Annotated in this window: 20 protein-coding genes and 1 tRNA gene; 4 read left to right on the top strand and 17 right to left on the bottom strand. The window is 65.2% G+C overall.

What is annotated here, in order from left to right:
- Positions 1 to 9: 9 nt before the first annotated feature.
- On the bottom strand, positions 10 to 1,071 hold the full coding sequence (gene selD, locus WBR68_RS18890) for a selenide, water dikinase SelD (protein ID WP_230694977.1): 1,062 nt from the start codon (positions 1,069 to 1,071) through the stop codon (positions 10 to 12).
- Positions 1,072 to 1,237: 166 nt separating this feature from the next.
- Between selD and WBR68_RS18885 the strand changes: the two genes are divergently transcribed.
- A complete protein-coding gene (locus tag WBR68_RS18885; protein WP_230694976.1) occupies positions 1,238 to 2,341 on the top strand; it encodes a transglutaminase-like domain-containing protein in 1,104 nt (367 codons plus the stop codon).
- 39 nt (positions 2,342 to 2,380) lie between these two features.
- Here the strand turns inward: WBR68_RS18885 and WBR68_RS18880 are convergent.
- The 7 genes from WBR68_RS18880 to fdnG form a co-directional block, all read right to left on the bottom strand.
- Positions 2,381 to 2,476 (bottom strand) — tRNA-Sec (locus tag WBR68_RS18880).
- A gap of 36 nt (positions 2,477 to 2,512) precedes the next feature.
- Positions 2,513 to 4,447: a selenocysteine-specific translation elongation factor gene (gene selB, locus WBR68_RS18875; RefSeq protein WP_230694975.1), complete on the bottom strand. Its 1,935-nt coding sequence runs from the start codon at positions 4,445 to 4,447 to the stop codon at positions 2,513 to 2,515.
- Positions 4,444 to 5,874: an L-seryl-tRNA(Sec) selenium transferase gene (gene selA / locus WBR68_RS18870; protein WP_230694974.1), complete on the bottom strand. Its 1,431-nt coding sequence runs from the start codon at positions 5,872 to 5,874 to the stop codon at positions 4,444 to 4,446. Before selA ends, selB begins: the two co-directional genes overlap by 4 nt.
- 1 nt (position 5,875) lies before the next feature.
- Positions 5,876 to 6,808, bottom strand: a complete 933-nt coding sequence (gene fdhE, locus WBR68_RS18865) for a formate dehydrogenase accessory protein FdhE (protein WP_050446807.1) — start codon at positions 6,806 to 6,808, stop codon at positions 5,876 to 5,878.
- Positions 6,809 to 6,909: 101 nt separating this feature from the next.
- Positions 6,910 to 7,542, bottom strand: coding sequence for a formate dehydrogenase subunit gamma (locus WBR68_RS18860; RefSeq protein ID WP_050446808.1), 633 nt, complete (start codon positions 7,540 to 7,542; stop codon positions 6,910 to 6,912).
- Complete coding sequence (gene fdxH, locus WBR68_RS18855) at positions 7,535 to 8,434, bottom strand: formate dehydrogenase subunit beta (RefSeq protein WP_050446809.1); 900 nt, start codon at positions 8,432 to 8,434, stop codon at positions 7,535 to 7,537. The genes WBR68_RS18860 and fdxH overlap by 8 nt, the downstream gene beginning before the upstream one ends.
- A gap of 10 nt (positions 8,435 to 8,444) precedes the next feature.
- Positions 8,445 to 11,513: a formate dehydrogenase-N subunit alpha gene (gene fdnG / locus WBR68_RS18850; protein WP_164741200.1), complete on the bottom strand. Its 3,069-nt coding sequence runs from the start codon at positions 11,511 to 11,513 to the stop codon at positions 8,445 to 8,447.
- A 228-nt stretch (positions 11,514 to 11,741) separates the two neighbouring features.
- On the opposite strand from fdnG, the gene WBR68_RS18845 reads away from it, so the two are divergent.
- Together WBR68_RS18845 and WBR68_RS18840 are read left to right on the top strand one after the other, a co-directional pair.
- Positions 11,742 to 13,274 (top strand): DUF1254 domain-containing protein, encoded by a 1,533-nt coding sequence (locus tag WBR68_RS18845; RefSeq protein WP_230694973.1) that lies wholly within the window; start codon positions 11,742 to 11,744, stop codon positions 13,272 to 13,274.
- 78 nt (positions 13,275 to 13,352) lie between these two features.
- Positions 13,353 to 13,853: an acyl-CoA thioesterase gene (locus WBR68_RS18840; protein ID WP_050446812.1), complete on the top strand. Its 501-nt coding sequence runs from the start codon at positions 13,353 to 13,355 to the stop codon at positions 13,851 to 13,853.
- Positions 13,854 to 13,874: 21 nt separating this feature from the next.
- Here the strand turns inward: WBR68_RS18840 and WBR68_RS18835 are convergent, their stop codons facing one another.
- The 7 genes from WBR68_RS18835 to WBR68_RS18805 all read right to left on the bottom strand — a co-directional run bounded on the left by WBR68_RS18835 (position 13,875) and on the right by WBR68_RS18805 (position 22,318).
- Entirely contained in the window at positions 13,875 to 15,107 is a 1,233-nt protein-coding gene (locus WBR68_RS18835; RefSeq protein ID WP_127183234.1) for a T6SS immunity protein Tli4 family protein, read from the bottom strand.
- The gene (locus WBR68_RS18830; RefSeq protein WP_230694972.1) at positions 15,095 to 16,876 is read right to left on the bottom strand and encodes an esterase/lipase family protein; all 1,782 of its coding nucleotides are present in this window, start codon (positions 16,874 to 16,876) and stop codon (positions 15,095 to 15,097) included. The genes WBR68_RS18835 and WBR68_RS18830 overlap by 13 nt, the downstream gene beginning before the upstream one ends.
- Positions 16,877 to 17,091: 215 nt before the next feature.
- Complete coding sequence (locus WBR68_RS18825; protein ID WP_230694971.1) at positions 17,092 to 18,099, bottom strand: sterol desaturase family protein; 1,008 nt, start codon at positions 18,097 to 18,099, stop codon at positions 17,092 to 17,094.
- 2 nt (positions 18,100 to 18,101) lie between these two features.
- The gene (locus WBR68_RS18820; protein ID WP_370641251.1) at positions 18,102 to 18,893 is read right to left on the bottom strand and encodes a polysaccharide deacetylase family protein; all 792 of its coding nucleotides are present in this window, start codon (positions 18,891 to 18,893) and stop codon (positions 18,102 to 18,104) included.
- Positions 18,877 to 19,857 carry a YncE family protein gene (locus tag WBR68_RS18815; RefSeq protein WP_083447359.1) on the bottom strand — a complete coding sequence of 327 codons (981 nt, stop codon included), beginning with the start codon at positions 19,855 to 19,857 and terminating at the stop codon, positions 18,877 to 18,879. Before WBR68_RS18815 ends, WBR68_RS18820 begins: the two co-directional genes overlap by 17 nt.
- 174 nt (positions 19,858 to 20,031) lie before the next feature.
- Positions 20,032 to 20,916: a DUF2950 family protein gene (locus WBR68_RS18810; protein WP_230694970.1), complete on the bottom strand. Its 885-nt coding sequence runs from the start codon at positions 20,914 to 20,916 to the stop codon at positions 20,032 to 20,034.
- Between the two features lie 4 nt (positions 20,917 to 20,920).
- A complete protein-coding gene (locus WBR68_RS18805; RefSeq protein ID WP_230694969.1) occupies positions 20,921 to 22,318 on the bottom strand; it encodes a DUF3300 domain-containing protein in 1,398 nt (465 codons plus the stop codon).
- A 206-nt stretch (positions 22,319 to 22,524) separates the two neighbouring features.
- On the opposite strand from WBR68_RS18805, the gene WBR68_RS18800 reads away from it, so the two are divergent.
- A complete protein-coding gene (locus WBR68_RS18800; protein WP_050446818.1) occupies positions 22,525 to 22,962 on the top strand; it encodes a universal stress protein in 438 nt (145 codons plus the stop codon).
- Between the two features lie 106 nt (positions 22,963 to 23,068).
- Here the strand turns inward: WBR68_RS18800 and WBR68_RS18795 are convergent, their stop codons facing one another.
- Both WBR68_RS18795 and WBR68_RS18790 read right to left on the bottom strand, forming a co-directional pair.
- Positions 23,069 to 24,085 (bottom strand): 2Fe-2S iron-sulfur cluster-binding protein, encoded by a 1,017-nt coding sequence (locus tag WBR68_RS18795; protein ID WP_230694968.1) that lies wholly within the window; start codon positions 24,083 to 24,085, stop codon positions 23,069 to 23,071.
- Between the two features lie 12 nt (positions 24,086 to 24,097).
- The gene (locus tag WBR68_RS18790; RefSeq protein WP_050446820.1) at positions 24,098 to 24,577 is read right to left on the bottom strand and encodes a GlcG/HbpS family heme-binding protein; all 480 of its coding nucleotides are present in this window, start codon (positions 24,575 to 24,577) and stop codon (positions 24,098 to 24,100) included.
- Positions 24,578 to 24,582: the final 5 nt, after the last annotated feature.

The raw sequence follows: 24,582 nt of genomic DNA, 5'->3' as shown, positions 1-24,582 counted from the left end.
ATTCCACGCTTATTCCACCAACACCCGCGCATCGCCTTCGAGCATTTCGCCCACCACCGTGGCGTCGTCGAAGCCCTGGCTGTGAAACAGCGCCAGCACCGCATCGGCCGCTTCCGGCGCGCATGACACCAACAGCCCGCCCGAGGTTTGCGGATCGGTCAGCAAGGCGCGGTGCGTGTCGCTCACATTGGCGCCCAATTGCACGGATTCACCATAAGACGCCCAATTGCGGCCCGATGCGCCCGTAATCACGCCATCCGCCGCAAAGGCTTCCACCCCCGGCAACCACGGCAGCGCGTCCAGGCGCAACCGCGCCGTCAGCTTCGCGCCGCGCGCCATTTCCAGTGCGTGGCCCGCCAGGCCAAAGCCGGTGACATCGGTGACGGCATGCACGCCGTCCAGCGTCGCCAAGGCGGCGCCGGGCCGGTTCAGCCGGGTCGTTGTGTCGATCATCACGCGGTAGCCGGCGTCATCCAGGCGGTTCTTTTTCAGCGCGGCCGACAAGATGCCCACGCCCAGCCCCTTGCCCAGGATCAGCACATCGCCCGCGCGCGCGTCGGCGTTGCGCTTGACGCGGCTGGGGTGCACCAGCCCCATCACGGCCAAGCCGTAGATGGGCTCGACCGAATCAATGCTGTGCCCGCCCGCCACCGGAATGCCCGCTTCCGCGCAAACCGATTCGCCGCCACGCAAGATCTCGGCAATGACGCTGTGCGGCAGCACATTGATCGGCATGCCGACAATGGCCAACGCCATGATGGGGGTGCCGCCCATGGCGTACACATCCGACAGCGCGTTGGTGGCCGCGATGCGGCCGAAGTCGTGCGGGTCGTCCACGATGGGCATGAAGAAATCGGTGGTGGCGATAAGCGCCTGCTCGTCGTTCAGCCGGTAGACCGCCGCGTCGTCGGCGGTTTCGGTGCCGACCATCAGGTTGGGATAGCTTGCGGCGGGGCCGAAACGCTTGAGCAATTCGGACAGCACGCCCGGCGCGATCTTGCAGCCACAGCCGCCACCGTGCGATAGCGATGTCAAACGCGGCACTGCCGCGGACGCGACTTCCTGGGTCATTTCAGTCTCCGGGGATCAATCAAAAAAGAATAGCACCGCGCCCGCCGATGGTCCTATGATGTTTCGGCGGCAGGCAATGCCGCAGTATGCTCGACTTCAGCAGCAACGGACGGCCGCCCGGCCCCGGGCGCACCGACAGCCAATCTTCACCGTGCGTGAGGGCTCTATGGATCGCCGACACTTTCTCCGTTTATCTGGCGCATTGTGCGCCGCCACCACCACCGCGTTGCCCCAGGTGCTGCGCGCGCAGCAGGCGCCCGTTACCGTGGGCTGGCGTGGCTTTGAACTCACTACCGACATCAGCGTTGCGGACTCCGCCGCACACACGCGCATCTGGATTCCGGTGCCCTACGCTACCGACACGGACTACCAGCGCGGCGTGGCCACCACCTGGGACGTCAGCGGCGGAGGCATCGCGCAGTTGACGCAAGCCCCCGGCTACGACGTGCAGATGCTGGCCGTGCAATGGCCGGACGCCCGCGCACCACGCAGGGTGACGGTGACCAGCCGCTTCCAGACCCGCAACCGTCGCGTCGACCTGACGCAGCCGCCCCCGGCCAACGCCGTGCTTGAAGACCCGGCCGTACTGCGCGAATTTTTGAAGCCGACAGCCCTGCTACCCACCGACGGCATCGTCAAGGCCACCGCCGACCAGATCGCACGCGGCCACCAGGGCGACGTGGCCCGCGCCCGCGCCATCTATGAATGGGTCGTTGAAAACACGTGCCGCACCGCATCAACGCCGGGCTGCGGCGTGGGCGACGTGCATTACATGCTTAGCGCCAACGACTTGAACGGCAAATGCGCCGACATCAATGCGCTGTTCGTCGCGTTGGCGCGCGCCTCGGGCATTCCGGCGCGCGATGCCTATGGCGTGCGCGTGGCCAACTCCGAGCTGGGCTACAAAAGCCTGGGCAAGGCAGGCGACGTCACCAAGGCGCAGCACTGCCGCGCCGAGTTCTACGCGGCGGGCTATGGCTGGGTGCCGGTCGACCCGGCCGATGTGCGCAAGGTGATGCTGGAAGAGCCGCCGGGCGAACTGCCCTTGACCAACGCCAAAGTGCGCGCGGCGCGCGTCATGCTGTTTGGCGCTTGGGAAATGAACTGGGTGGCGTACAACCATGGCCACGACGTCGTGCTGCCGGGCTCGGCCCACGCCCCCGTGCCGTTCCTGATGTACCCCAATGGCGAAACCAGCGCGGGCCGGCTGGACAGCCTGGACGCCGACGGCTTCCGGTATCGGATCAGCGCGAAACCCGTGTCCGTCTGAGACGGCAAGACACGCCGCCTGGGCCAGAAAGGAAGGAGGTGGCGGAAGGCAGCAGGAGTCGAACCTACCTGGGAACGTCTGACGCCCCCAACTGGGTTTGAAGCCCAGCCGTGCCGCCGGGCACGGATGCCTTCCGTGGCGGACTGCCTATGATACCGGCTGCGGCGGGTTTTACGTCGCCTCTTGCAGCGCTGCATACGCGCTTTCACCGCGCAGGACGTGGGTGTCGCGCAAGCGCCGGGTGTAGCCCACGCGGTCGAAGAATTCCAGGATCTGGATGGCGCGCTTGCGTCCCAGCCCCGTGCGGTCGCGGAACACCGCCGCGTTCAGGCCTTGCGGCTGACCGGCCAATTCGGCCGCCAGGCGTGCCAGCTCGCGCATCTGGTCACGGTGATAGAACAGGTCCTTCACCACCTGCGCGACCTCTCCACGCCGCAGCAGCTTGCGCATCAGTTGCCGCACACGCTCTTCAGGTTCGCCTTGCATGCGCGCCAGGTCCCGCACCCAAGGCGGATCGAATGCGCCGGCATCCAGCAGCGGCAACAAGCGCTGCGCCAGCGCGCTTTCCTCGTCGGCCAGCGTGGCGGTATGCGACGGCAGATGCAGCCAGGGGCCGTTGCGCGCCACCCGCCCATCGCGTTGCAAATGGTCCAGCACCGCCGTCCACAACGCATCCGAACCCACTGGCATGCCCATGCGGCGCAGGCGCGCGCTGTCCGGGCCGGGTTCGTCCGGCGCACTTAGATGGAAGCTTGCCAGCGCCTGTTCCACGCGGCCAAGCAGCGCATCCCAATGGGCTGACCCGATCAGCGTGCGCGGGCCCTGCGCGTGGCGCGGCTCGATCCACAAGGCACCGTGCGGCGCGGCGATGTCCTGCACGGGCTTGCCGGTCAGGCGCTGCAAGGCGCCTTCGTCCAAGCCCAAGGGCGCATGTGCCAATACCGGTTCCAGCCCGCTGCCATCCAGCATGTCGGACAAGGCCTGCAGGCCTTGCATGCGCGCCGCCGCGCGGCGCTTGCGATCTGGCGCGTTGGGGTCCAGCACGCGGCCCCCGCCCACCGTGCGGGTGGCCTGCGCATTGCGCACGATGTAGCGGTCACCGGGCATGGCGCACACCGGCTCGTCGAACACCAGTTGCACCCAGCCCGATTGCCCCGGCGCCAGCGTCTCCGCGCTCAGCGGCACCACGTGCGCCACCTGGCGCGCAGCGCCGATGTGCACATGCAAGGGCGCCCAGGCCCGCAAGGGCGCGTCGGCCGATGGCAGCAGGGTCAGCGCCACGTCAACATGGCGCGACGGCTGAAAGCAGCGCGCATCCGCGATCCAATCGCCACGCGCGATGGCCTGCTTGTCGATGCCGGCCAGATTCAAGGCGCAACGCTGGCCGGCCGTGCCCGTGTCGCTGGGCTGGTTCTGCGCGTGGATGCTGCGCACCCGCACGCGCGTGCCGGCCGGCATCACGCGCAGGTCGGCGCTGTCGTCGCCCGCGCGCGCCTGTCCGGCATGCGCCGTGCCGGTCACCACCGTGCCGTGGCCCGCCAGTGTAAAGACGCGGTCGACCGCCAGTCGGAACAGGCCGGCGGCGTCGCGCCGTTGCAGGTGTTCGGCCTGCGCATGCAGGTGTTGCTTCAGTTGCGCCGTGCCGGCGTCGTCCACTTGCGCCGCGCATACGGCGTAGACCGGTGCGCCATCCAGGAAGGTGCCGGTAGTCAATGCCGCGATCTCGGCGCGCACGGCGTCTAGCCGCGCGGCGTCGGCGCGGTCGGCCTTCGTCAACGCCACCGCGCCCTGGGTCACGCCCAGCAGCGACAGGATGGCAAGGTGCTCGCGCGTCTGCGGCATGACGCCGTCATCCGCCGCCACCACCAGCAGCCCGAAGTCGATGCCGCTGGCGCCGGCCGCCATCGTATGCACCAGCTTTTCGTGGCCGGGCACGTCGATGAACCCCAGCACGTCGCCATTGGCGAGCGGGGTGTAGGCGTAGCCGAGTTCAATGGAGATGCCGCGCGCCTTCTCTTCCTTGAGCCGATCAGTGTCGACCCCGGTCAGGGCGCGCACCAGCGTGGTCTTGCCGTGGTCGATATGGCCGGCGGTGCCGATGATCATGCCAGCGGCTCCGCCAGTTGCTCGACGAAGGCGGCTTCGTCACGCGCTTCCAGGCAGCGCAGGTCCAGCCACAAAGCGTCGTCGGCAATCCGGCCGATGACGGGCGTAGGCAAGCCGCGCAGCAGTGCTTCCAGCTTGTCCAGATGCCGGCCCGGGCGGCCGCTGCCGGTGTAGCGCGCCGCCAGGCCGAAGCTGGGCAGTTGGTCCACGGGCAAAGCGCCACTGCCGATCTGGCTGAACATGGGCACCGCTTCAACCGCGTAGTTCGTGCCCACCGCGTGCGCCAGCACGGCGCGCAGCCGTTCGGCCTGCGGCTGGATGTCGCGCTGCGGCCGGGTCAGCAAGCGCAAGGTGGTCAGGCGCTGGGCCAGGAATTCCGGCGCGCGGTACAGGTTCAGCACGGGTTCCAGCGCCGCCAGCGTCAGCTTGCCGACACGCAATGCGCGCTTGAGCGGGTTCTTCTTGATCTTGCGGATCAGGTCGGCGCGGCCCACCAGCAGGCCCGCTTGTGGCCCGCCCAGCAGCTTGTCGCCGCTGAAGGTGACCAGGTCCGCGCCCGCCGCGATGGTGTCACGCACTGTGTCTTCGCGCGGCAGGCCGAACTGCGTCAGGTCCACCAGCGTGCCGCTGCCCAGGTCCACGGTGGCGGGCAGGCCCTTGGCATGCGCCAACGCCGCCACCTCGGCCAGGCCCACGCTTTTGGTGAAGCCGGTAACGGCGTAGTTGCTGCAATGCACTTTCATCAGCATCGCGGTGCGCGGGCCGATGGCGCCGTCGTAGTCGGCGGCGTGGGTGCGGTTGGTGGTGCCCACTTCAACCAGCTTGGCGCCCGCGCGCTTCATGATGTCGGGAATGCGGAACGCGCCGCCGATCTCGACGAGCTCTCCGCGCGACACCACGACCTCGCGCCGGTCGGCCAGGGCGTTCAGCATCAGCAGCACGGCGGCGGCGTTGTTGTTGACGACGGTGGCGGCTTCGGCGCCGGTCAGTTCGCACAGCAGCTCGTCGATGAGGTCGTCGCGGTCGCCGCGCCCGCCCGTGTCCAGGTCGAATTCCAGATTGGCCGGCGTGGTCAGCGCGCGCATCACCGAGGCCACCGCTTCGTCGGGCAGCAGGGCTCGGCCCAGGTTGGTGTGCAGCACGGTGCCGGTCAGGTTGTAGACGGCGCGCAGGCGCGGCTGCGCGGCCTTGTCCAAGGCCGCCGTCACGCGGGACGCCACGGCGGCGGCTTCGAGTTCCGCTCGCATCAAGCCGCCCGCCAGCGCGCGTTGGCGCAAGGCGTCCAGGTCGCGCCGCAACGCCGCCACCACTTGCGTGCGGCCATGCGTGTCGAGGGCGGCGCGCAAGGCATCGGCGTTCAGCAGACGATCCAGCGGCGGGATATCCGAAACGGCGGCCACTTCACCGCCAGACGGTTGCTGGGCCATGCTATTCCTCGTTGCCATGCCACAACAGGGGGTTGCCGCTGGCACGCGAATAGCCGGCCTCGCCCACCAGCACATCCAGCATCAGGCTGGCCAGGTCATCGGCCACCGGCTCAACGTACAGGTCTTTGTCTTGATAGAAGATCTTGCGATAGGTGTGGCAGTGGTCGCAGGTTTCGGCCTTGATGGCGGGCGCGCGGCCGTCGATGGCCTGGTAAGCGACGGATTCCACGTCTTCGCAGTGCGTGCACTTGACGCGCACCATGTGCCACTGCGTGGCGCACAGGCTGCAACACAGGTAGCGGTAGCCCTCGAACTGGCCGCCCACCCGCACCACGCTGGCCACGGGCAGGCTGGCGCAGACGGGGCACACGCCAAAGGGGCTGACCACCGGCAACTGCTTGGCGTCGAAGCGGCTGGCCAGATCGGTCCAGTAGACCTGCAGGGCCGCCATCACGAAGGGCGCGGCGGCGCCGTCCACGCCCTGGTCCTGCTCGGACAACACGGCTTCGGCCAGGTCTTCCAACGATTCGGGGTCTTCGTCCACCGCGCGGCGCAGCGCCGTACAGACGTCAATGGCTTCGGCCGGCACGCCCTGGCCGCGCGCCACGTCATCCACCAGCCGCGCCAGGATGCCGCGCCACATCGGGTCACGCGGCCAGCCCACCGCCTGCAACGGCGGCATGCCATGGGCCTGCGCCAGCGCCAGTCGGTCTTCGGATACGCCGGGCGCGGCGCAATCCTGCAAGGCACGGTGTTGGGCGTCGACCAGTTGCGCCATCAAGAGCAGGTAATCGGCCACCGGACTGTCTGATGCCAGTTGCCGCAGGCGCGCGGCGCGCGTCGAAAAAACCGAGCCGCGTTCAGGCAGGCTGACGCGGGGGATGACATTGTGGTCTAGCGCTTCGATCTCACCGCGCGGAAGAATTCGCTGCAATTGCGTCTCCAAGAAAACAAACACGGCTGCCAGCCTTCGTGAAAAGAAGGATAGCAGCCGTTGGCTACCCGAGGGCAAGCCCCGGGCGGGTCGGGCGAACCCTATTTCTTGACTTGCTCGCGGAACCAGGCGCGGTGGTGTTTCCAGGCCCATCCCGCCGTCACGTAACCGCGCAGCATCGCCGTCAAGGATCCCTTGACCCAGATCGCCGCATAAATGTGCACGATGATCGAGCAGATCAATACCAGCGCGCTTACCGCATGCACGACCGACGCAGCCCGCACCACCCAGATCGGGAAATAGAACGCGAAATACTCGCGCCAGATCACGATGCCGCTTACGAACAAGCCCAGCATGCACAGCACCAGCACATAGAAAAGCAGCTTCTGGCCAGCGTTGTACTTGCCGACTTCGGGCAGCTTTTCTTCGCGGTTTTCAACCACGTCGTTCAACTGCCTGAGCCACTGGCGGTCTGCTTTCGTCAGCATGTTGTGCCGCCACATGTGGCCGGCGAACACCACGAAGCACACGAACATCACCACCCCGATGATGGGATGGAGAATGCGCGTCCACGGACCGCCCCCGAACAGGTTGGTGAGCCAGTACATCGACGGGTGAAACAGCGCCAGCCCGGACAAGGCCAACAGGATGAACGTCAGCGCGATGATCCAGTGGTTGGTGCGCTCGCCGGGCGAATAGCGTTTGATGCGGCGGTGATGGCGGTCTTCAGTCATGACGCATCTCCTCTTCGGCGCGGCGTTCGTCTTCTTCCGACACCTCGTTACGGCCCACGCGGGCGTAGTGGAAGAAGCCCGCCAGGGCGGTCAGGGCCATCATGGCCACGCCCACCGGTTTGGCCAGGCCCTTCCACAGCGACACCATGGGGCTGATCTGCGGGTCCTTGGGCAGGCCGTGATACAGCCCGGGCTGATCGGCGTGATGCAGCACATACATGACGTGGGTGCCGCCCACGCCTTGCGGGTCGTACAGGCCCGCCTGGTCGAAGCCGCGCGACTTCAAGTCCACGATGCGCTCTTCGGCATGCTGCTTCATGTCTTCCTTGGTGCCGAAGACGATGGCGCCGGTAGGACAGGCCTTGACGCAGGCCGGCTCCTGGCCGACGGCCACGCGGTCGGAGCACAAGGTGCACTTGTACGCCTTGTTGTCCTTCTTGGCGATGCGCGGCACGTTGAACGGACAGCCGGTGATGCAGTAGCCGCAGCCGATGCAGTTTTCTTCGTGGAAATCCACGATGCCGTTGGTGTACTGGATGATGGCGCCGGGCGACGGGCAGGCCTTCAGGCAGCCCGGGTCTTCGCAGTGCATGCAGCCGTCTTTGCGGATCAGCCATTCCAGGTCGCCCGCGGGGTTCTCGTATTCCGAGAAGCGCATGACGGTCCAGGAATGCTCGGTCAGGTCGGCCGGGTTGTCGTAGACGCCGACGTTGGTGCCGATCTCGTCGCGCAGATCGTTCCATTCCATACAGGCGCTTTGGCAGGCCTTGCACCCGATGCACTTGGACACGTCGATCAGCTTGGCCACCGAACCCGTGACAGGTTCCCGGATGCCGGGCGGCGGCGTGGTGGTGGCGGAGCGCCGCTTGATGTCTAGGGATTGCATGGACATGTCGGTTCTCCTAAACCTTTTCGACCTTGACCAGGAACGACTTGAATTCCGGTGTTTGGGAATTGCCGTCGCCCACGAATGGCGTCAGGGTATTGGCAAGGAAGCCGGGTCTGGCCAGGCCCACAAAGCCCCAGTGGATGGGAATGCCCACGTGGTGCACCGTCTTGCCCTCGATGGTCAAGGCGCGCAAGCGCTTGGTGACCAGCGCCACCGCCTTGATGTAGCCACGGTTGGACGTCACTTTCACCCGCGACCCGTTGGCGATGCCCAGTTCCTTGGCCAGCGCGTCACCGATCTCCACGAATTGCTCCGGCTGGAGAATCGCATTGATCTCGACGTTCTTGGTCCAGTAGTGGAAATGCTCGGTCAAGCGATAGGTGGTGGCCACATACGGGAAGTTTTCCACCGTGCCCATCGCGGCCAGGTCGTCCTTGAAGATGCGCGCGGCGGGGTTGCTGGTTACGCCCTTGGCCTTCGGGTACAGCGGGTTGTAGCCCAGTGGCGTCTCGAAGGGTTCGTAGTGTTCGGGGAACGGCCCTTCGGCCATGCCCGCCCGCGCGAAGAAGCGCGCCACGCCTTCCGGGTTCATGATGAACGGGCCCATGCCGCCCGCGGGGTTTTCATCGCCCTTGAAGTCAGGGATGTCGGCGCCCGCCCAGATCTTGCCGTTCCAGCTGATCAGCTTGCGGCGGGGGTCGAACGGCTTGCCCGTCACATCGCAAGACGCGCGGTTGTACAGGATGCGGCGGTTGGCCGGCCACGACCACGCCCAGTTCAGGGTCTGGCCAATGCCGGTGGGGTCGCTGTTGTCGCGCCGCGCCATCAGGTTGCCGCCGGGGCCCCAGGCGCCGGCAAAGATCCAACAGCCGCTGGCCGTGGTGCCGTCGTCGCGCAGTTCCGCAAAGCCCGCCAATTGCTCGCCGCCCTTGCGGGTGATCTTGGTGGGGTCCTTGGGGTCAACCAGGTCCGCCAGCGCACGACCGGAATATTCCTTGGCCAGCTCTTCCGCGGTGGGGTTCTGCGGGTTGGAGTACGGCCAGGACAGGTTGACGATGGGGTCCGGATACTTGCCGCCTTCTTCCTGGTACATCTTGCGCAGGCGCGTGAAGATGAGCGACATGATTTCGATGTCGCTCTTGGCTTCGCCGGGTGGCTCGGCGCCCTTCCAGTGCCACTGCAGCCAGCGCCCGGAGTTCACCAGCGCGCCATCTTCCTCGGCAAAACAGGTGGTGGGCAGGCGGAAGACTTCGGTCTGGATCTTGGACGGGTCCACATCGTTGAGTTCGCCCGCGTTGCGCCAGAATTCCGAGGTCTCGGTGACCAGCGGGTCCATGATGATCAGGTACTTCAGCTTGGCGAAGCCGTCGTTCATCTTGGACTTGTTGGGCGCGGCCGCCAGCGGGTTGAAGCCCTGTGCGATGTAGCCGTTCATCTTGCCCTGGACCATCAGCTCGTAGACTTGCAGCATGTCGTAGAGCTTGTCCAGCTTGGGCAGGTAGTCAAAGGCCCAGTTGTTTTCCGCCGTGGCGGCGTTGCCCCACCAGGCCTTCATCAGGCTGACGTGGAACTTGTTGTAGTTCTGCCAGTAGCTGAGCTGGTTGGGGCGCAGCGGCTTTAACGTACGAGTCTCGATGTACTTGGCGTAGTCCTGCTCGGGTTCGTTGGGCAGTGTCATGTAGCCCGGCAGCAGGTTCGACATCAGGCCCAGGTCGGTCAGCCCTTGAATGTTCGAGTGCCCGCGCAGCGCGTTCATACCGCCGCCCGCGATGCCGATGTTGCCCAGCAGCAGTTGCACCATCGCGCCGGTTCGGATGATCTGCGAGCCGACGGAATGCTGCGTCCAGCCCAGTGCGTAAAGCACGGTTGCCGCGCGGTTGGGGCTGGCGGTGGACGCCAGCATTTCACACACCTTCAGGAACTTGTCCTTCGGTGTGCCGCACACGCGCTCGACCATGTCTTCGGTGTAGCGCGAATAGTGCTTCTTCAGCAGTTGGTAGACGGTGCGCGGATGCGCCAGCGTCGGGTCTGTCTTGACGTAGCCGTCGTCGCCGCGCTCGTAGTCCCAGCTTGCCTTGTCGTAGGTGCGCTTGTCGGCGTTGTAGCCCGAATACAGGCCCGCGTCGAACGCAAAGTCCTCGCGCACGATGAAGGAAAAGTCGGTGTAGTTGCGCACGTACTCGTGCTGGATCTTGTCGTTATCCAGCAGGTACTTGATGACGCCACCCAGGAAGATGATGTCGGTGCCGCTGCGTATGGGCGCGTAGAAATCCGCCACGGATGCCGAGCGCGTAAAGCGCGGATCCACGACGATCAGCTTCGCCTTGTTATGGGCCTTGGCTTCGGTCACCCACTTGAACCCGCAGGGGTGGGCCTCGGCGGCATTGCCGCCCATGATCAACACTACGTCCGCGTTCTTGATGTCGACCCAATGGTTCGTCATCGCTCCACGGCCAAACGTCGGGGCAAGACCTGCCACCGTCGGGCCGTGTCAGACACGTGCTTGATTATCGAACGCCAACATCCCCATGCTGCGCACGGTCTTGTGCGTGATGTAGCCCACCTCGTTACTGCTTGCCGAGGCGGCCAGCATGCCGGTGGTCAGCCACCGGTTGACCGTTTTGCCGTCCGCGGTCTTTTCCACGAAGTTCGCATCGCGGTCGGCCTTCATGAGTTTGGTGATGCGAGTGAGTGCTTCGTCCCACGACATCCGCTGCCATTTGTCCGACCCGGGCGCCCGGTATTCCGGGTACTTCAGGCGGTTGGGGCTATGGATGAAGTCAATCAGCGCCGCCCCCTTCGGACAGAGCGTCCCGCGGTTGACGGGGTGATCGGGGTCGCCTTCGATGTGCATGATGCTGGCGCGCGCGTTCTTGGACCCATCGCCCAGACCGTACATCAGCAAGCCACAGGCGACCGAACAGTAGGGACAGGTGTTGCGCGTTTCAGTCATGCGCGCAAGTTTGTACTGGCGGACCTCGGCCATGGCCGTGCCGGGGGCTACCCCCAGCAATGCCAGGCTGGAGCCTGCCAGGGTTGCACCCGTCACCTTGAAGAACTGGCGGCGATTCATGTTGACCATGAAGCACTCCTCTCCTGGTGAATGAACAAGGCTGATGGCTCGCCCGATGCGGAAAAGCCCCACGGCCCTGAAGGACATTGCAAAAGTATATGCCCAAGGCGGACGCCCACGCCATGCATAACGCACGCTGCACTGCGGAAATGAAAGCGAAATGGAAGTTGTTCGCAGATTTTGGATTGCCTGGCGGCTGCTACATTTCGCGTTCACTGCCTGATCGTTGGAACGCCGATGCGCCGCTTTGCTTGCTTTGCCCGCTTGGACTGTCTGGACCGTCTGGACCGCTTTGCCCTCTCGGCCCTCTTGCTTGCCTGCCTGGCTGCAACGCCCGCCCCCACCGTGCATGCCGCCCCCGCGTCCGGCCAGCCCACCCCCGCCGCCGCCGCCACCGAAGCCGCGCATCAAGCGGCCATGGAGGGCTATCTGTACTTTTATCCGCTGGTCACGATGGACCTGACCCGGCGCCAGTTCACGCACCCGTCGCAAGGCGACAAAGGCGCGGCCGCCAACACCTTTCTGCATGGCCGCGCGCTGCCCCAGGCCGGCGCCGTTGCGGCCTCGCCCTGGGCCAACCCCGACATGCTGCGCAGCACCGGCTGGGTGGATTTGACGGCTGGCCCCGTCGTGCTGTCGGTGCCCGACACTCAGGGCCGGCTGTCCACGCTGACCCTGCTGGATATGTGGACGGACGTCTTCGCCACGCTGGGCCCGCGCACCACGGGCACCGCCAAGTCCAACACCGTCATCGTGCCGCCCGGCTGGACGGGCACGCTGCCCTCGGGCATGGCGCGCATCGACGCACCGACCCGCCACGCCTGGGCCAAGATCCTCATCCAGACCAACGGACCCGCCGACTATGCGGCCGTGCACGCCTTGCAGGACGGCTACACGCTGACGCCGCTGTCGCAATGGAACCTGCCCGCGCAATCGCAACGCGTGAGGTCCGACCCGAACCTGGACCTGAAGATTCCGGTGCGCGAACAGGTGGAATCCATGCCGACCGATGCCTTCTTCACCTACGCCGCCGCGCTGCTGCGCAAGCACCCGCCGCACGCCACCGACCAGCCAGTGCTGGCCATGCTGCGCCGGGTGGGATTGATAACCGGCAGGCCCTTTGACTTCGACAAGCTGGACCACCCCGCGAAGCAAGGCATGCGACGTGGCCTGCGCGCCGCGCGCGAGCGCATGGCTGCTGCCTCGGGCGCCAGCTTGCGCAGCCTGAACGGGTGGCAGCAGGAGACGGCCAGTGTGGGCGTGTATGGCAACGCCTATCTGCGCCGCGCGCTGGCCGCCCAGGCCCAGCCGGGCGCCGGCCTGCCCGAAGACTTGTCCGTGCTGCTGCTGGCGGCCGACAGCCAGGGTGCGCCCATTGATGGCGCGCATCACTACGTGATGCGCTTTGAAGCCGGGCAGTTGCCGCCCGCCGGCGCGTTGTGGTCGCTGGCGGCCTACGACGGTCAGGGCATGCCAGTGGCTAATATCCTGAACCGTTATGCCCTGGGTGACCGCTCGCCCTTGCTTTACAACGCCGACGGTTCGCTGGAATTGCGCCTCAGCCACGCGCCGCCCGAGCCAGAACAGCAGGCCAACTGGTTGCCGCTACCGTCGGTGGGGTCGGCAACCCTGCTGCTGCGCGTGTACGAACCGCGCCCCGCGCTGCTGGATGGCTTGTGGATGCCGCCACCACTGGTGCGCGACGGGCAAGAGGCATTGCCCGACGCCGCATCGCCAGTCGCGCAGGCGGCGCCCGCGAATAAACCCTAGGACGCGCCCTGATGTCGGCACCATGACAGCCACTGCCGCTACCATAGGCGTTTTATTTTTTAGTGATGAGCGCCCGCCATGGACGACGCCTTTAGCCACCAATTGTCGATGACCATCCTGATGACGCCGGACATGGCGAACTTTTCAGGAAACGTCCACGGCGGAACCATCCTGAAGTACCTGGACCAGGTGGCCTACGCCTGTGCCAGCCGCTACGCCGGCCAATACGTGGTGACGCTGTCGGTGGACCAGGTGGTGTTTCGCGAACCCATCCATGTGGGTGAATTGGTGACTTTCCTGGCGGCCGTGAACTTCACCGGCCGCACGTCGATGGAGATCGGCATCAAAGTCGTCACCGAAGACATCCGCCAGAAGCTCGTGCGCCACACCAACAGCTGTTATTTCACGATGGTGGCGGTGGACGACAAGGGTGCGCCAACTGCCGTGCCTCCACTGGCCCCGCGCAACCTGGAAGAAAGGCAGCGCTTCGAAGCCGCCCGCCTGCGCCGCGAACTGCGCCAGGAAATGGAACGCCGCCACAACGAGATCAAGCGCGAAACCACGCACGACGCGGCGTAGGGCCCGGTCGATTCGGCCGCGCTATGTCTCTGTGCCGGGTTTGCTTGCGATAAAGGCGTCCAGAGCTTTCCGGTCGGCTTCCGCCTGGGCGGGGGTAGGACCACGGAAAGCCCTTTCCGGTTCGCCGCGGGGAGGCACAACGGCCCCGTAACGCGGGCGCAGTGAACGCATGGCGTGGTCCCAGATTGCCAGTGCCTGATCCTTGCTCAAGGTGGAGTCGACGGGCGGACGGGGCCTTTTTCGTTGCCATAACGGAGGATCGCCCCGAGGGACAAAGTTGGGCAGAAGCCAATTAAGCAACTTGTCCGGAGTCATCTCCGGGTCGACGTGCAGCCTGGGCACGCCGCCCGCGGTCAGGCGGAAATTGACCGATGGACTCGCCAAGGAACGGCTATCACGGTAGTTTTCGGCGACGAACAACAACCCGCGATGGTCTTTCATGTCATACCGCATCAGGTATTCCTCGGCGGGATTTCCGGCCAGCGTGGTATGCCCCTTACGCAGCAGATCAGGGTCCCAGACGCGGAAGGCTTTGAAGTCGCGGACCATGCGTTCGATAAGACGGGGCGACTCATTGCGCGCGGAGTCACTGAAGTAGATTTGCAGTTTGACGTTCGAGCCTCGCGCCATGAAGCTCACGATGCCCATCTCGTGGTCGTGCGTGCCTCGGATGATGACGGGGCCTAACGAAATGCCGGGGCCGGCCGCTTCGGCTTGCTTGACGGCGACAACTTGCGGAGCGAGCTCAAGCAGGCGCGACTCGACCTGTGCGTTGCTGCCCTCGTACGAGTCTGCTGCCAGCTTGACGTGCGTGCCGTTCACCAGCAGATGCAGTTCATAGGTCTGCGACCATGTACCGCCCAGACTCTCTTGAAATTGGAATAGCCACTTGCCCCGAGCCAATTCCTCCGCGCCGAGAAGCATGGACTTCCCGGTTTCAGAACTTTGGACGGCGCGGATGCGGCGGGCTCGTTCTGATAGCGCCTCGTCAAACTGAGCCAGCGTGATGTCTTGCCCCAGAATATCGATTTCAATGCTCGTATGATCGGCCCCTCCTCCGTAGTAAATCTTCGCGAACCCGCTGGAAGGCGACCCCCAGTCGGCAGGAAGTTCGATCAGTTGCCTGCCTACCGCCCACGTTCGCATGGGGCCGGTAATCTCGTTCACGGCGGGTTCCTCCTTTGAATGAAATAGGGCCATCGCGCCAGCGGCGAGCCCGGCCAACAGACAAAGCAGCGGGATCAAGCGACGCATGACGGACGCTTGGCTTGGGCTGCGATCTTGATGAGGCTATACAGCGTGAAGTGCCGGGTCTGCATCACTTTGAACGCGCCTTCATGGTCAAAGCCCGTGGCACAGACTTGCACCCGCACTTGGCCTTCACGCGCCTGCGCGGCCGGCGCCTGGCCTGAACTGACCGGAACCGTGCCGTCACCGATGCCGTCCTGCATCTCGCAATGCAGTTCCCAATGACTGACTTCCATGGACAGGGCTAGCCGGCCTGCTCTGGCCGGCAGGTGTTCTACGACGCGACTGCCCCCAACGTACAAGGGGCTGGATCCTTGATCGCGCACCTGCTCCATCTGCATGGTGGACACGACGAAGGCCTCCGGGGGCACGCCCAGGGGCCGATTCAGATCACCCCGTCCGGGTCGCATTTGCCAGGTAATGGTTTCGAAACTCGGCTGTTTGGCGTCGGCCCCGTAATACACGTAGGTGTAGGGGTGATAGGCGGCGCCTATCCTTTCGTGAAACTGCTTCGCCTTTTTGATATTCCTTGCGTAGTGGACCCACTCGATGGGAACTCCATCCTTCGGCTTTAACCACTCTTCGCGCAGCAATGCCCACCAGCGATCACGGCGCAGATAGATTTCCTGGTACGGGTCTGCCTCCGGAAGCGCAGGCATGGCGGGCGCGTGATCGGGGTCTCGCAGTCGTAACCATCCCAGCGAATAGTTCTTGGTGGGCAGCAATTGCAGCGCACCCGGCGACTGGGCGAATACCGCTGTGACGTCCTGGCCGGTCACGCCGATCACGGCGGCGGCCATCTCACTTTCTTGCTGCATTCCCACTTTGCATCGCCGGTAAGCCACCGGGGCACCATTGGTTGGCATGACGCCGTGCATCACGCCGGCAATTGCATCGCTCATGCCGGGCAATTGCGCACAACGCCGTGCCACCAGCCCTCCCATCGAGTGCGTAACCAGGATGACCTGCCGGCATTGGGATCCGTACTGATGCCTGATTTCTTCGATCCGCCCGGCAAGCTTTATTGCCGCCGCATCGTTGTCCGCCAGCCAGTTGTAGCCAAACGCGTGCACCGGCATCCGGTACGCGGCACGGGCGGAGAGGTCGTCCGTCTTTAGATGCGGCAATTGGTGCAACAGGTGTTCGCCCAGGCCCGCCAGCGGCACCTCCAGCCCGGGCTTCAGGCGTGGCTGTAGCGAGGCGTCGTCGGGCATGTCCAGGTGCATGGACTTCAATTGGAATTCCGGCCACTCGTGCGGCCGGTAGGAGTTGTTCAGCGAGTCTTCAAGCCAGAGCAGGAACGGGTGATAGCTGCTTTCGCTGACTTCGCCCCAGCCCCGTTCGCGATAGCGATCGATAAGCGCCTGTTTGCGTTGCGCGGCGGATTCGACAGTAGGCACGATCACCGTGCCCGCACTGCGTTCGGGCACGGCCCCGCCGTCATCGACGGTGACGCGGTCGGGATGCAACACCGCCTGCCGGATACCCGGGGGAGCCCCGTTCCAGCGTTTGAACAAAGCAATAGGCTTGCCTGCCAGGCCCGCATCCAGACGCCAGGCGGGTTCCGACTCCTGGCCTGCCTCAGGGACGGACTTCAGATTTGACCCCATGATGCCGGGGATGAACACGACTGGCAGGATCGCTTCGGGCGGAATCAGCAGAATGACCGGATCGCAGAGGGCCGTGGGCGTGAGGGTCCAGTGGAACACGGGGTGGCCCCGGGCATCGTAGGACATCGGGGCGAAACGCGGTGCGGTCGGGGCGGTGTCGGTCATGGCGGGTTCCTAAGCGGCCAAACGCATGGCCTTCGAAGCGTGCGTGGCGTTGCGCAAGCGAATCACTCAACCGACCAGGGTGGTGCCGATCCGGCAAAAAGACTATTGGAGAAGTCTGATTCTTGGATCTGATTTCTAAGGCTGAGTCTTAGGGCTAACCAAAGCACACGGGGCGACGCCAACCGGCGCCGCCCCGTGTGAAAACTGCCACGACATCAGGCCCGTTCCGCCGCTCCCGGCGGCGCGGGCGGTGCGGACGCCGGCTCGCGATCACGCCCCACCATGCGCTTCAAGCCCAGCCATTGTTGCGACCAGAATCCGCGGCCGTAGTCGCGTCCGCCCAATTCGGCCTGCTGGTCATGAATACCCGTGGGGCCATAGCCCACGCCAAAACGGGCGGTGCGAAACAACACGTCCCAGATGGGGAACAGCGCGGCGAAGTTATAGCCGCCGACGGGGCCGGGGGTGGATGCGTCGTAGGCAATGGAATGGTGATGTCGGTGAAAGCGCGGGCTGACCAGCAAGCGTTCACCCAACGCGCCAAAGTGCATGCGCAAGTTTGCGTGCGACAGGCTCTGCGCAAGCTGGGTAATGGCCACCACCACCACGAACTGCGCGGGCGGCACGCCCACCAATTGCGACACGAACACGACCAGCACGTCGCGCAGCATGTCGTCCAGCAGGTGGTTGCGGTCATCGCTCCAGACGGTCATCTGGCGTTGGCTGTGATGCACGGCATGCAGCGCCCATAGCCAGCCGAAGCGATGCTGCGCGCGGTGGTAGAAATAGTCGACCGCGTCGAACAGCAGCAGATAGATGATCAGGCTGACCCAGGCTTTGTCCGTGACGCCGGGCCAGTACTGGTCAAGCTGGAACGGCGCGAAACCCCACACATGCAACTGCCCGAACACGCTGTCCCAGAAGGGATCGATGGTGAAGAACAACGCCAGCCTGAAAACGCCCAGCCGGTGGATCAAGGTGTAAAGCACGTCGATGCCAATCTGGCGGCGGTCGGTAACGGCCTCGACCGGCCGCAGGCGTTGCAGCGGACCAAGCACCAGCACCAGCACGGCCACCTGCACCAGGCCGACCAGCAGCCACATGGTGGCGTCGTAGCCGTCTTCGATGAGGTTGCTCATGCCCAGGTGAAACAGCGCGGGCTGAATCAGCGTTTCGAAGAGCCATTGCTGGCTTGCGCCGAAGAATTGGCTAAGCGTGTCCATGATCAATGATGCGTGGCGATCCAGTCGCGATAGACGGGGTTCTTGTCCAGGGTGGCGAAACAAAAGCCTTTCTGCTGCAGGCCGACAATCAGGGGCTCAAGCACGGCGGGCGCCCAGGGATCTTTGCGCGACCAGATGCCCAGGTGCGCCAGCAGGATGTCGCCCGGCTTGATGGTGCGCAGGGCTTGGTCCAGCAGCTTTGCGTTGGGGAATTTGTCGCTGGGCAGCTCATCGCCCAGGAAACCTGCTGGCGACCAACCCACGTGTTCGTAGCCACATGCCTTCGCGGCCTTGAGCAAGGCGGGCGAGGTCTTGCCGCCCGGCGCGCGGTACAGCGGCAGCATGGTGGCGCCCGTCATCTGATGGAAGCGGGTGGCGGAACGCTTGATCTCGGCGCAGTACTGTTCGGCCGACATTTCAGCGCGCTTGCCGGTGTTGGGGCCGGCGCTGGGCTTCACGCGGAATTTGCCGCCGGGCAGGTCGCCCTGCCAGTAAACGTGGTCGTAGGTGTGCGAGGCAAACGCATGGCCTTCCGCCACGCGCGCCTTCCACCAGGGCGCCCACACGTCGTCCAGGCTTGCGCCGTCGGTCTTGGTGCGTTCGTTGGCCAGGAAGAAGGTGACCTTCACATGATGGCGCGCCAGCACGTCGGCGATCAGCGGCGCCACGCCCATGTGGCCGGTGTCGAAGGTCAGGTAGACCGGCTTGTCGCAGGTCGTCGGCGCCGCGGCATGCGCCATCGGAACGGCGAATGCCAGGGCGGCGGCCAGCAGGCTCTTAACGGGTTGGTGCATGGTTCAGCGTCCATACGCCGTGCGGCGATTTTCCTACCGGCACTTGCTGCACCACCTTTTTCTGCTCCAGGTCCACCACGGTCAGCTTGCGTGCCCAGCGCGACGTGACCAGCAGCGTCTTGCCGTCAGCCAGCACATCCATGCAGTCCGGCCCGCCCGGCACGGGGAAGGTGTCGGTGACGGTCAGCGTCAGCATATCGATGCGGCTGATGGAGTTGGCCGTGCGGTTGCTGACGAACAAGTGGTGCTTGTCACCCTGCGCGCGAAAGGCGTGCGCGCCAGCCCCGGTGGGGATGCGCTTGACCAGCTTGGCGGGACCGTGGCTGACGTCATAGGCTTCCACGAAGGAATCGCCCGTCAAGGCCACCAGCAGGGTTTTCTGGTCGGGCGTCAGGAACACGTCGGCCGGCGTCTTGCCCACCGACACGGTCCACTTCGGCGTCTGCGTGGCCAGGTCGATGGCGATCAGCTGGTCGCTGTCCTGCAGGGTGACGTAGGCCGTGGTGCTGTTCTTGTCGATCATGATGTGGCTGGGTGTCTTGCCCGCCTGCACGCGCTTGACCAGCTTCAGTTCCGCGCCCACATGCTGCGGCTGCCAGGCATAGATGTCGATATGGTCCAGCCGGTTGGCGGCGGTGACGAACCACTTCATGTCCGGCGAAAACTGCAACTGATAGGGGTCGACGATATCTGTCAGGGTGCGCTGCACCTGGCCCGTTTTCGGATCCATCATGGTGATGGTGTTGCCGGTTGCGTTGGCCACCATCAGCGACTTTTCGTCGGGCGTCAGGTACAGGTGGTGCGGTTCTTTGCCGGTGGGCACGCGCCGCAGTTCCTTGTAGGAAACCGGGTCGACGATGCTGACGTTGGCGTCCAGAGAATTCAGGACAAAAATCGGGGCGGATGCCGCCGCTGCGCTAAGCGCCATCCCTACGCCGGCCAAGGCGTAGCGGACAAAATGCAAGGGGTTCAATTTCAAGGTCCGGCGAAGAAGGATCGGGCACCGATCCCAGTGCTCGACATTTTATGCACACGCACCTTTCAAAAGAGCATCAGGCAGGGGCGGGGGTGCATTCGCTTGCGCCTGTTGCGACTCAGCAACAACCCCGACAGACGACGCCCTGAACGCGCCAAGAAGCTATTGGGTGCCAGCGGGCTGCGCGTCGGCATCGACCCAGGTGTCAGCGTCCAGGTCGCGGTCGCGCAGCGCTGGCGCTCGGGTGGCGGACGCGGGGCCAAGGTCGGCCTCGCGCACGCCGCCCTGCGGGCCGATGACGAAGGTGCCGATGCCCGTCCGCCCGTATCGCGCGGGCCATGCCACGATGCGGTACGGCGAGTCTTCGCCGGCCAATTTCCCGCCCGGCAGGATTTTGTAGCGATAGCCGTAATAGGCATCGGCCACCGGCACCTCCGGGCCCATGACCAGCGCGTCCGGGCCCAAGACTTGCGGCGGGGCGCCTGGCACTTCCGGCCAGTACAGGCCGTCCATGGCGCCGGGGCGGCTGACCAGGCGACTGGCGTAGCGGCCTTGCCCCACGCCCTGCTGGTAGCGGGCCTGGGCGGCCTGAAGCTGTTGCAGCGTTTCGATGGCGGTCAGTTCGTTACGGCCGATCGCACGGCGCTGAAGTTCGGCCTTGCCCGCCACGGGGTCGAAGCGCCAGCCCTTGCCCGCGCTCACGATGGGCACGGGCAGCGTCCAGCCGGAATCGCCCACGGCCAGCCAGGAACGGCCGCCGTCGGTGACGACCTCGTGCTTCTTGGCCCAGGCCGCCAGGAAGCGGTAGATGTCGTCTTGCGCCACACCGCCCGGCACCAGTTGGTTGTGGTTCGGCCCCAGCACCTTTGCCATGGCAACGGAATCGCTGGTGGCCAGGGCGTCGGCGAAAGCATCGGCCGCCGCCTGCGGGGTGGGATACAGACTTTGCGCCGCCGCTGGCGCGGTCAGCCCCAGCACCAGCAACGTCGCGGCGCCCATCGCACGTGCACGAACCCAGGCATTCGTCATGAAAGCTCCCTTATCCATGGTGCTACCTCCGGCCGCCGGAACGGCCACCGCCTGCGTGTCCGCCGCCGCCGCGAGGAGCGCCACCACCGCTGCGGCTCATGTCGCTTCGTTGGCTTTGCTGGCGCATGCGGTCGCCGTTGCCGGAATCGCGCAGCGCGTTATTGCTGTTGGCGGTGCGGGCGCGGTCGCGGGCCGCGGCTTCATCCGCCCGCTGGCGCTGGGCCGCCGCCTGTTGGTTTTGCGTGGAAACGCTTGAAGAGCGCGGGCTGGGGGTGCCGGTCTGCGTGCTGCGCGCCCCTTGGCCCTCTTGCCGTCCTGCCGCGCCCTGGCCATTACGGCCCGCCGCCCCCTGGCCACTACGGTCAGCGGCGCCCTGACCACGTCCTGCGCCAGATTGTGAATGGCCCGCAATGGGTTCCCCGGTACGTCCCTCGAACGACTGTGCCGCGCGATCGCGCGCAGCGTCGCGTGAATTCGGCGCGGGTGCAGCGCCGGCAACACGGCCGCCCTGTGCGCCCTGCCCCTGCCGCTGGCCCGCTTGCCGGTTCTGCAGGCCCGCCTGACGTTCGCTATCGAAGCGCTGACGGTTGGCCTGGTCCGCATAAGGCGTGTTGCCTCGGTTCTGCGGGTTGTGTTTCCAGGACACATTATTGTTGCGGGCGTTGTCGATCCGCTGATTGACGTTGATGTTGTTGTACCGGTTGACGTCGATGTCGACGTCGTTGCTTCCCCAGTTAAACCCGCCCCACATCGAATTCACCGCAGCCACGCCCAAGCCAAAACCGATGCCGGAAACCAGCGCGGTCGCAAAGACAGACCCGGGCGGCGGCGGATAGTAGTAAGGCGGATAGGAAGGATAGGCCCACGCCCCGTAGACCACGGTGGGGTTGTAACTGGGCACGTAAACCACCTGCGGATCAGCCGGCTCGATCACGACCACCGTCTTATCGTTGGTGGTGTTGGTGGTGACCGTCTGCTGCGGCGTGCTTTTCAGGTTGCCGGCCTTTTGCGCCTGCGTGCGCAAGCGCTGGACTGAATCCATCACGGCGTCCGGCTGCGCCAGGAAGGCATCGCCCACGGACTTCACCCAGTCAGGCTGGCGGCCCATCATGTCCATGACGGACGGGAACGCCACCAGTGATTTCACGCTGGGGTCCCAGGCCTCGCCTTCCACCGCCTTGACCGCCTGGTCACCTGATTCGGACGTATGCGCGGCCGACCATTTGGCAGCCGCGGCGACGTCGTCGGGGTAGGTAGCCCCCATGAGGATCTGCGACAGCAAGGAATCGGGGTACAGCGCCACCGGCGCCATCAACTGATCCAATTGCCCGTTGTCCAGCTTGGTTTGCGCCGCCGCGGGCAGGCACACCGCCAGCCCCAGGCACAAACAAGCGATTAACCACCGCTGCAGTCGACGCATGAACCGTTCTCCGTGAAGCAACGCATGAAGCTGAAAGCCACGAGGGAACTGCCGGATAACGCGCTGTCAATATATGCCTATCACTCTGTCATGGGAAGGCCCGGCGCCGCGCGCCTCGTCCGTTTGCGGGACTGGATTGCCAGCAGGGCCAGGCCTATACTGATTTCGCCGTTGCTCGACATTCCTTTTCCTAAAGGAGAGGCAACATGTACAGGCACTTGCTCATCGCCGTGGATGGCTCCCTGCTGTCCGAATCGGCATTCAAGCGCGCCCTCATTTTCGCCAAGGAAATGGGCGCAACCATCACGCTCATCCGCGCCATTCCGGAGGACCATCTACTGGTTCACCAGGCCGAAATGCTGGGCACCACGCAAACGCATCACACCGATCAGGCGCGCAAGAACGCGGAAAACTACCTGAATGGTCTTGAAATGGAAGCCCGCCACGCGCTGGTGCCGTGCAACTGTGTCGTGCTGGTCAACGACCACCCGCACGAGGCCATTGTGGAAACCGCAAAGGGCCAGGGCTGCGACCTGATCATCATGGGGTCGCACGGGCGCCATGGCATGACGGGCTTTCTGCTGGGTAGCGAAACCCAGCGCGTGCTGGCCAAGACGCGGCTGCCCGTGCTGGTGTTCCGCTAGCGCGCGGGGTGGCGTGGCCTGACGCGGCCCGGCCTGACGCGGCACGGCCTGACGCGGCACGGCCTGACGCGGCGCGACCGCGCTTCCAGGCCAGACGCCATTGCCTTCAGACCGCCGGCTCCAGCGCGTGCTGGAAGGTGAAGCTGTCGGCGTAGATATGCTCCAGGCTGGCGCCGCGCGCGGCCAGCACGTGCTTGGCGTCTTGGATCATGGCGGGCGCGCCGCACAGGTAGATGGCGTGTTCGGACAGGTTGTCGTGGTCTTCGGCAACGGCGTCCTGCACGTAACCGCGCCGGCCCTGCCAGCTTGCGTCGGCGCGCGACAACACCGGCACGAAATTGAATTCGTACAAGCGCCCCGCCCAGCCCGCGATTTCATCTTGCAGATACAGGTCCGCCTGCGCGCGCATACCCCAATACAGGGTCACGGGCGGGCAGTCTTCCTGGTCCAGCAAGGATTCCAGAATGGCCTTGATGGGCGCGATGCCGGTGCCCGTGGCCACCATGATGAGCGGGCGCCAGTCTTCCTCGTGGTAGCTGAACACACCCAAGGGCGCTTCAATCGTCAGGGCCGCGCCAGCTTGCGCCTGGCCCAGCCATTGGTCCGTGTAACGGCCCCCGGGAATGCGGCGCACATGGAAGTCGACCAGCCCCTCCGACGACGCCGACGCCGACGCCATGGAAAAACTGCGCGTTTCGCCATCGGGCATCAGCACGTTCATGTACTGGCCCGGCACATAGTCCAGCCCGCCGTCGGGCAGCGCCAGCGTCAGGTGGATGATGTCGTCCGTGTAGGCTTCAATGCGGTGCACGGTGGCGGGCAGTTGGCGCGGCTCGGGAAACACCTGGCGGCTGCTGGGCACACTGATGCAAAGATCGCTTTCTGCCCGCGCCTGACACGCCAGCGCGTAGCCCTCGGCGGCTTCCTCCGGCGTCAAGGCCATCGGAAATTCGTCATAGCGCACCGCACCGGTCTCCAGCTTGATGCGGCAGGTGCCGCAGCCGCCGAACGTGCATTCGTGCGGCAGCTTCACCGCCGCGCGTTCGGCGGCGTCCAACAGGGATTCGTCGGCGCCGGCAACAAAGGTCTCGCCGGTCTGCAGGAGGTGCACGCGGTATGCCATGACGGGCCTCGCTTATTTCTTGATGTCCGCCTGCACCAGCACTTTCATGCCGCGCGGCTCCAGCAGTTCGGCCAAGGCCGCCAATGCGGCCAGGCCCGCCTGCGTATCCTGTTCGCCGTTGCCGCCACTCAGGCCCACGCCGCCAATCACCTCGTCGTTCACCACGATGGGAAAGCCGCCCACGAACACGGCGAACTTGCCGTCAAAGCTCCATTGGATCCCGAAGGCTTCGTTGCCCGGCAGCGCGGGGCCATTGGGCGGTGTGTTGAACAGGTGCGTCGACCGTTTGTGGCCGGCGGCGGTAAAGGCCTTGTTCCAGGCGATCTGCGGGCCGGTGATGCGGGCGCCATCCATGCGCTCAAGCGCGATGGGATAGCCGCCGTCGTCCACGATGCAAATGGATTCCAGCACGCCGATTTCTTCAGACTTGGCCATGGCGGCGCGCACCATCACGCGCGCTTCTTCCAGTTCCAGGCGGTAGATCTGCTTCATATTCG

The organism is Achromobacter sp. JD-1 (assembly GCF_038594925.1).
Lineage (GTDB): Bacteria > Pseudomonadota > Gammaproteobacteria > Burkholderiales > Burkholderiaceae_B > Achromobacter > Achromobacter spanius_C.
The sequence above is the reverse complement of the archived record's forward strand: the minus strand, read 5'-3'. Positions and strand labels throughout refer to the sequence as shown.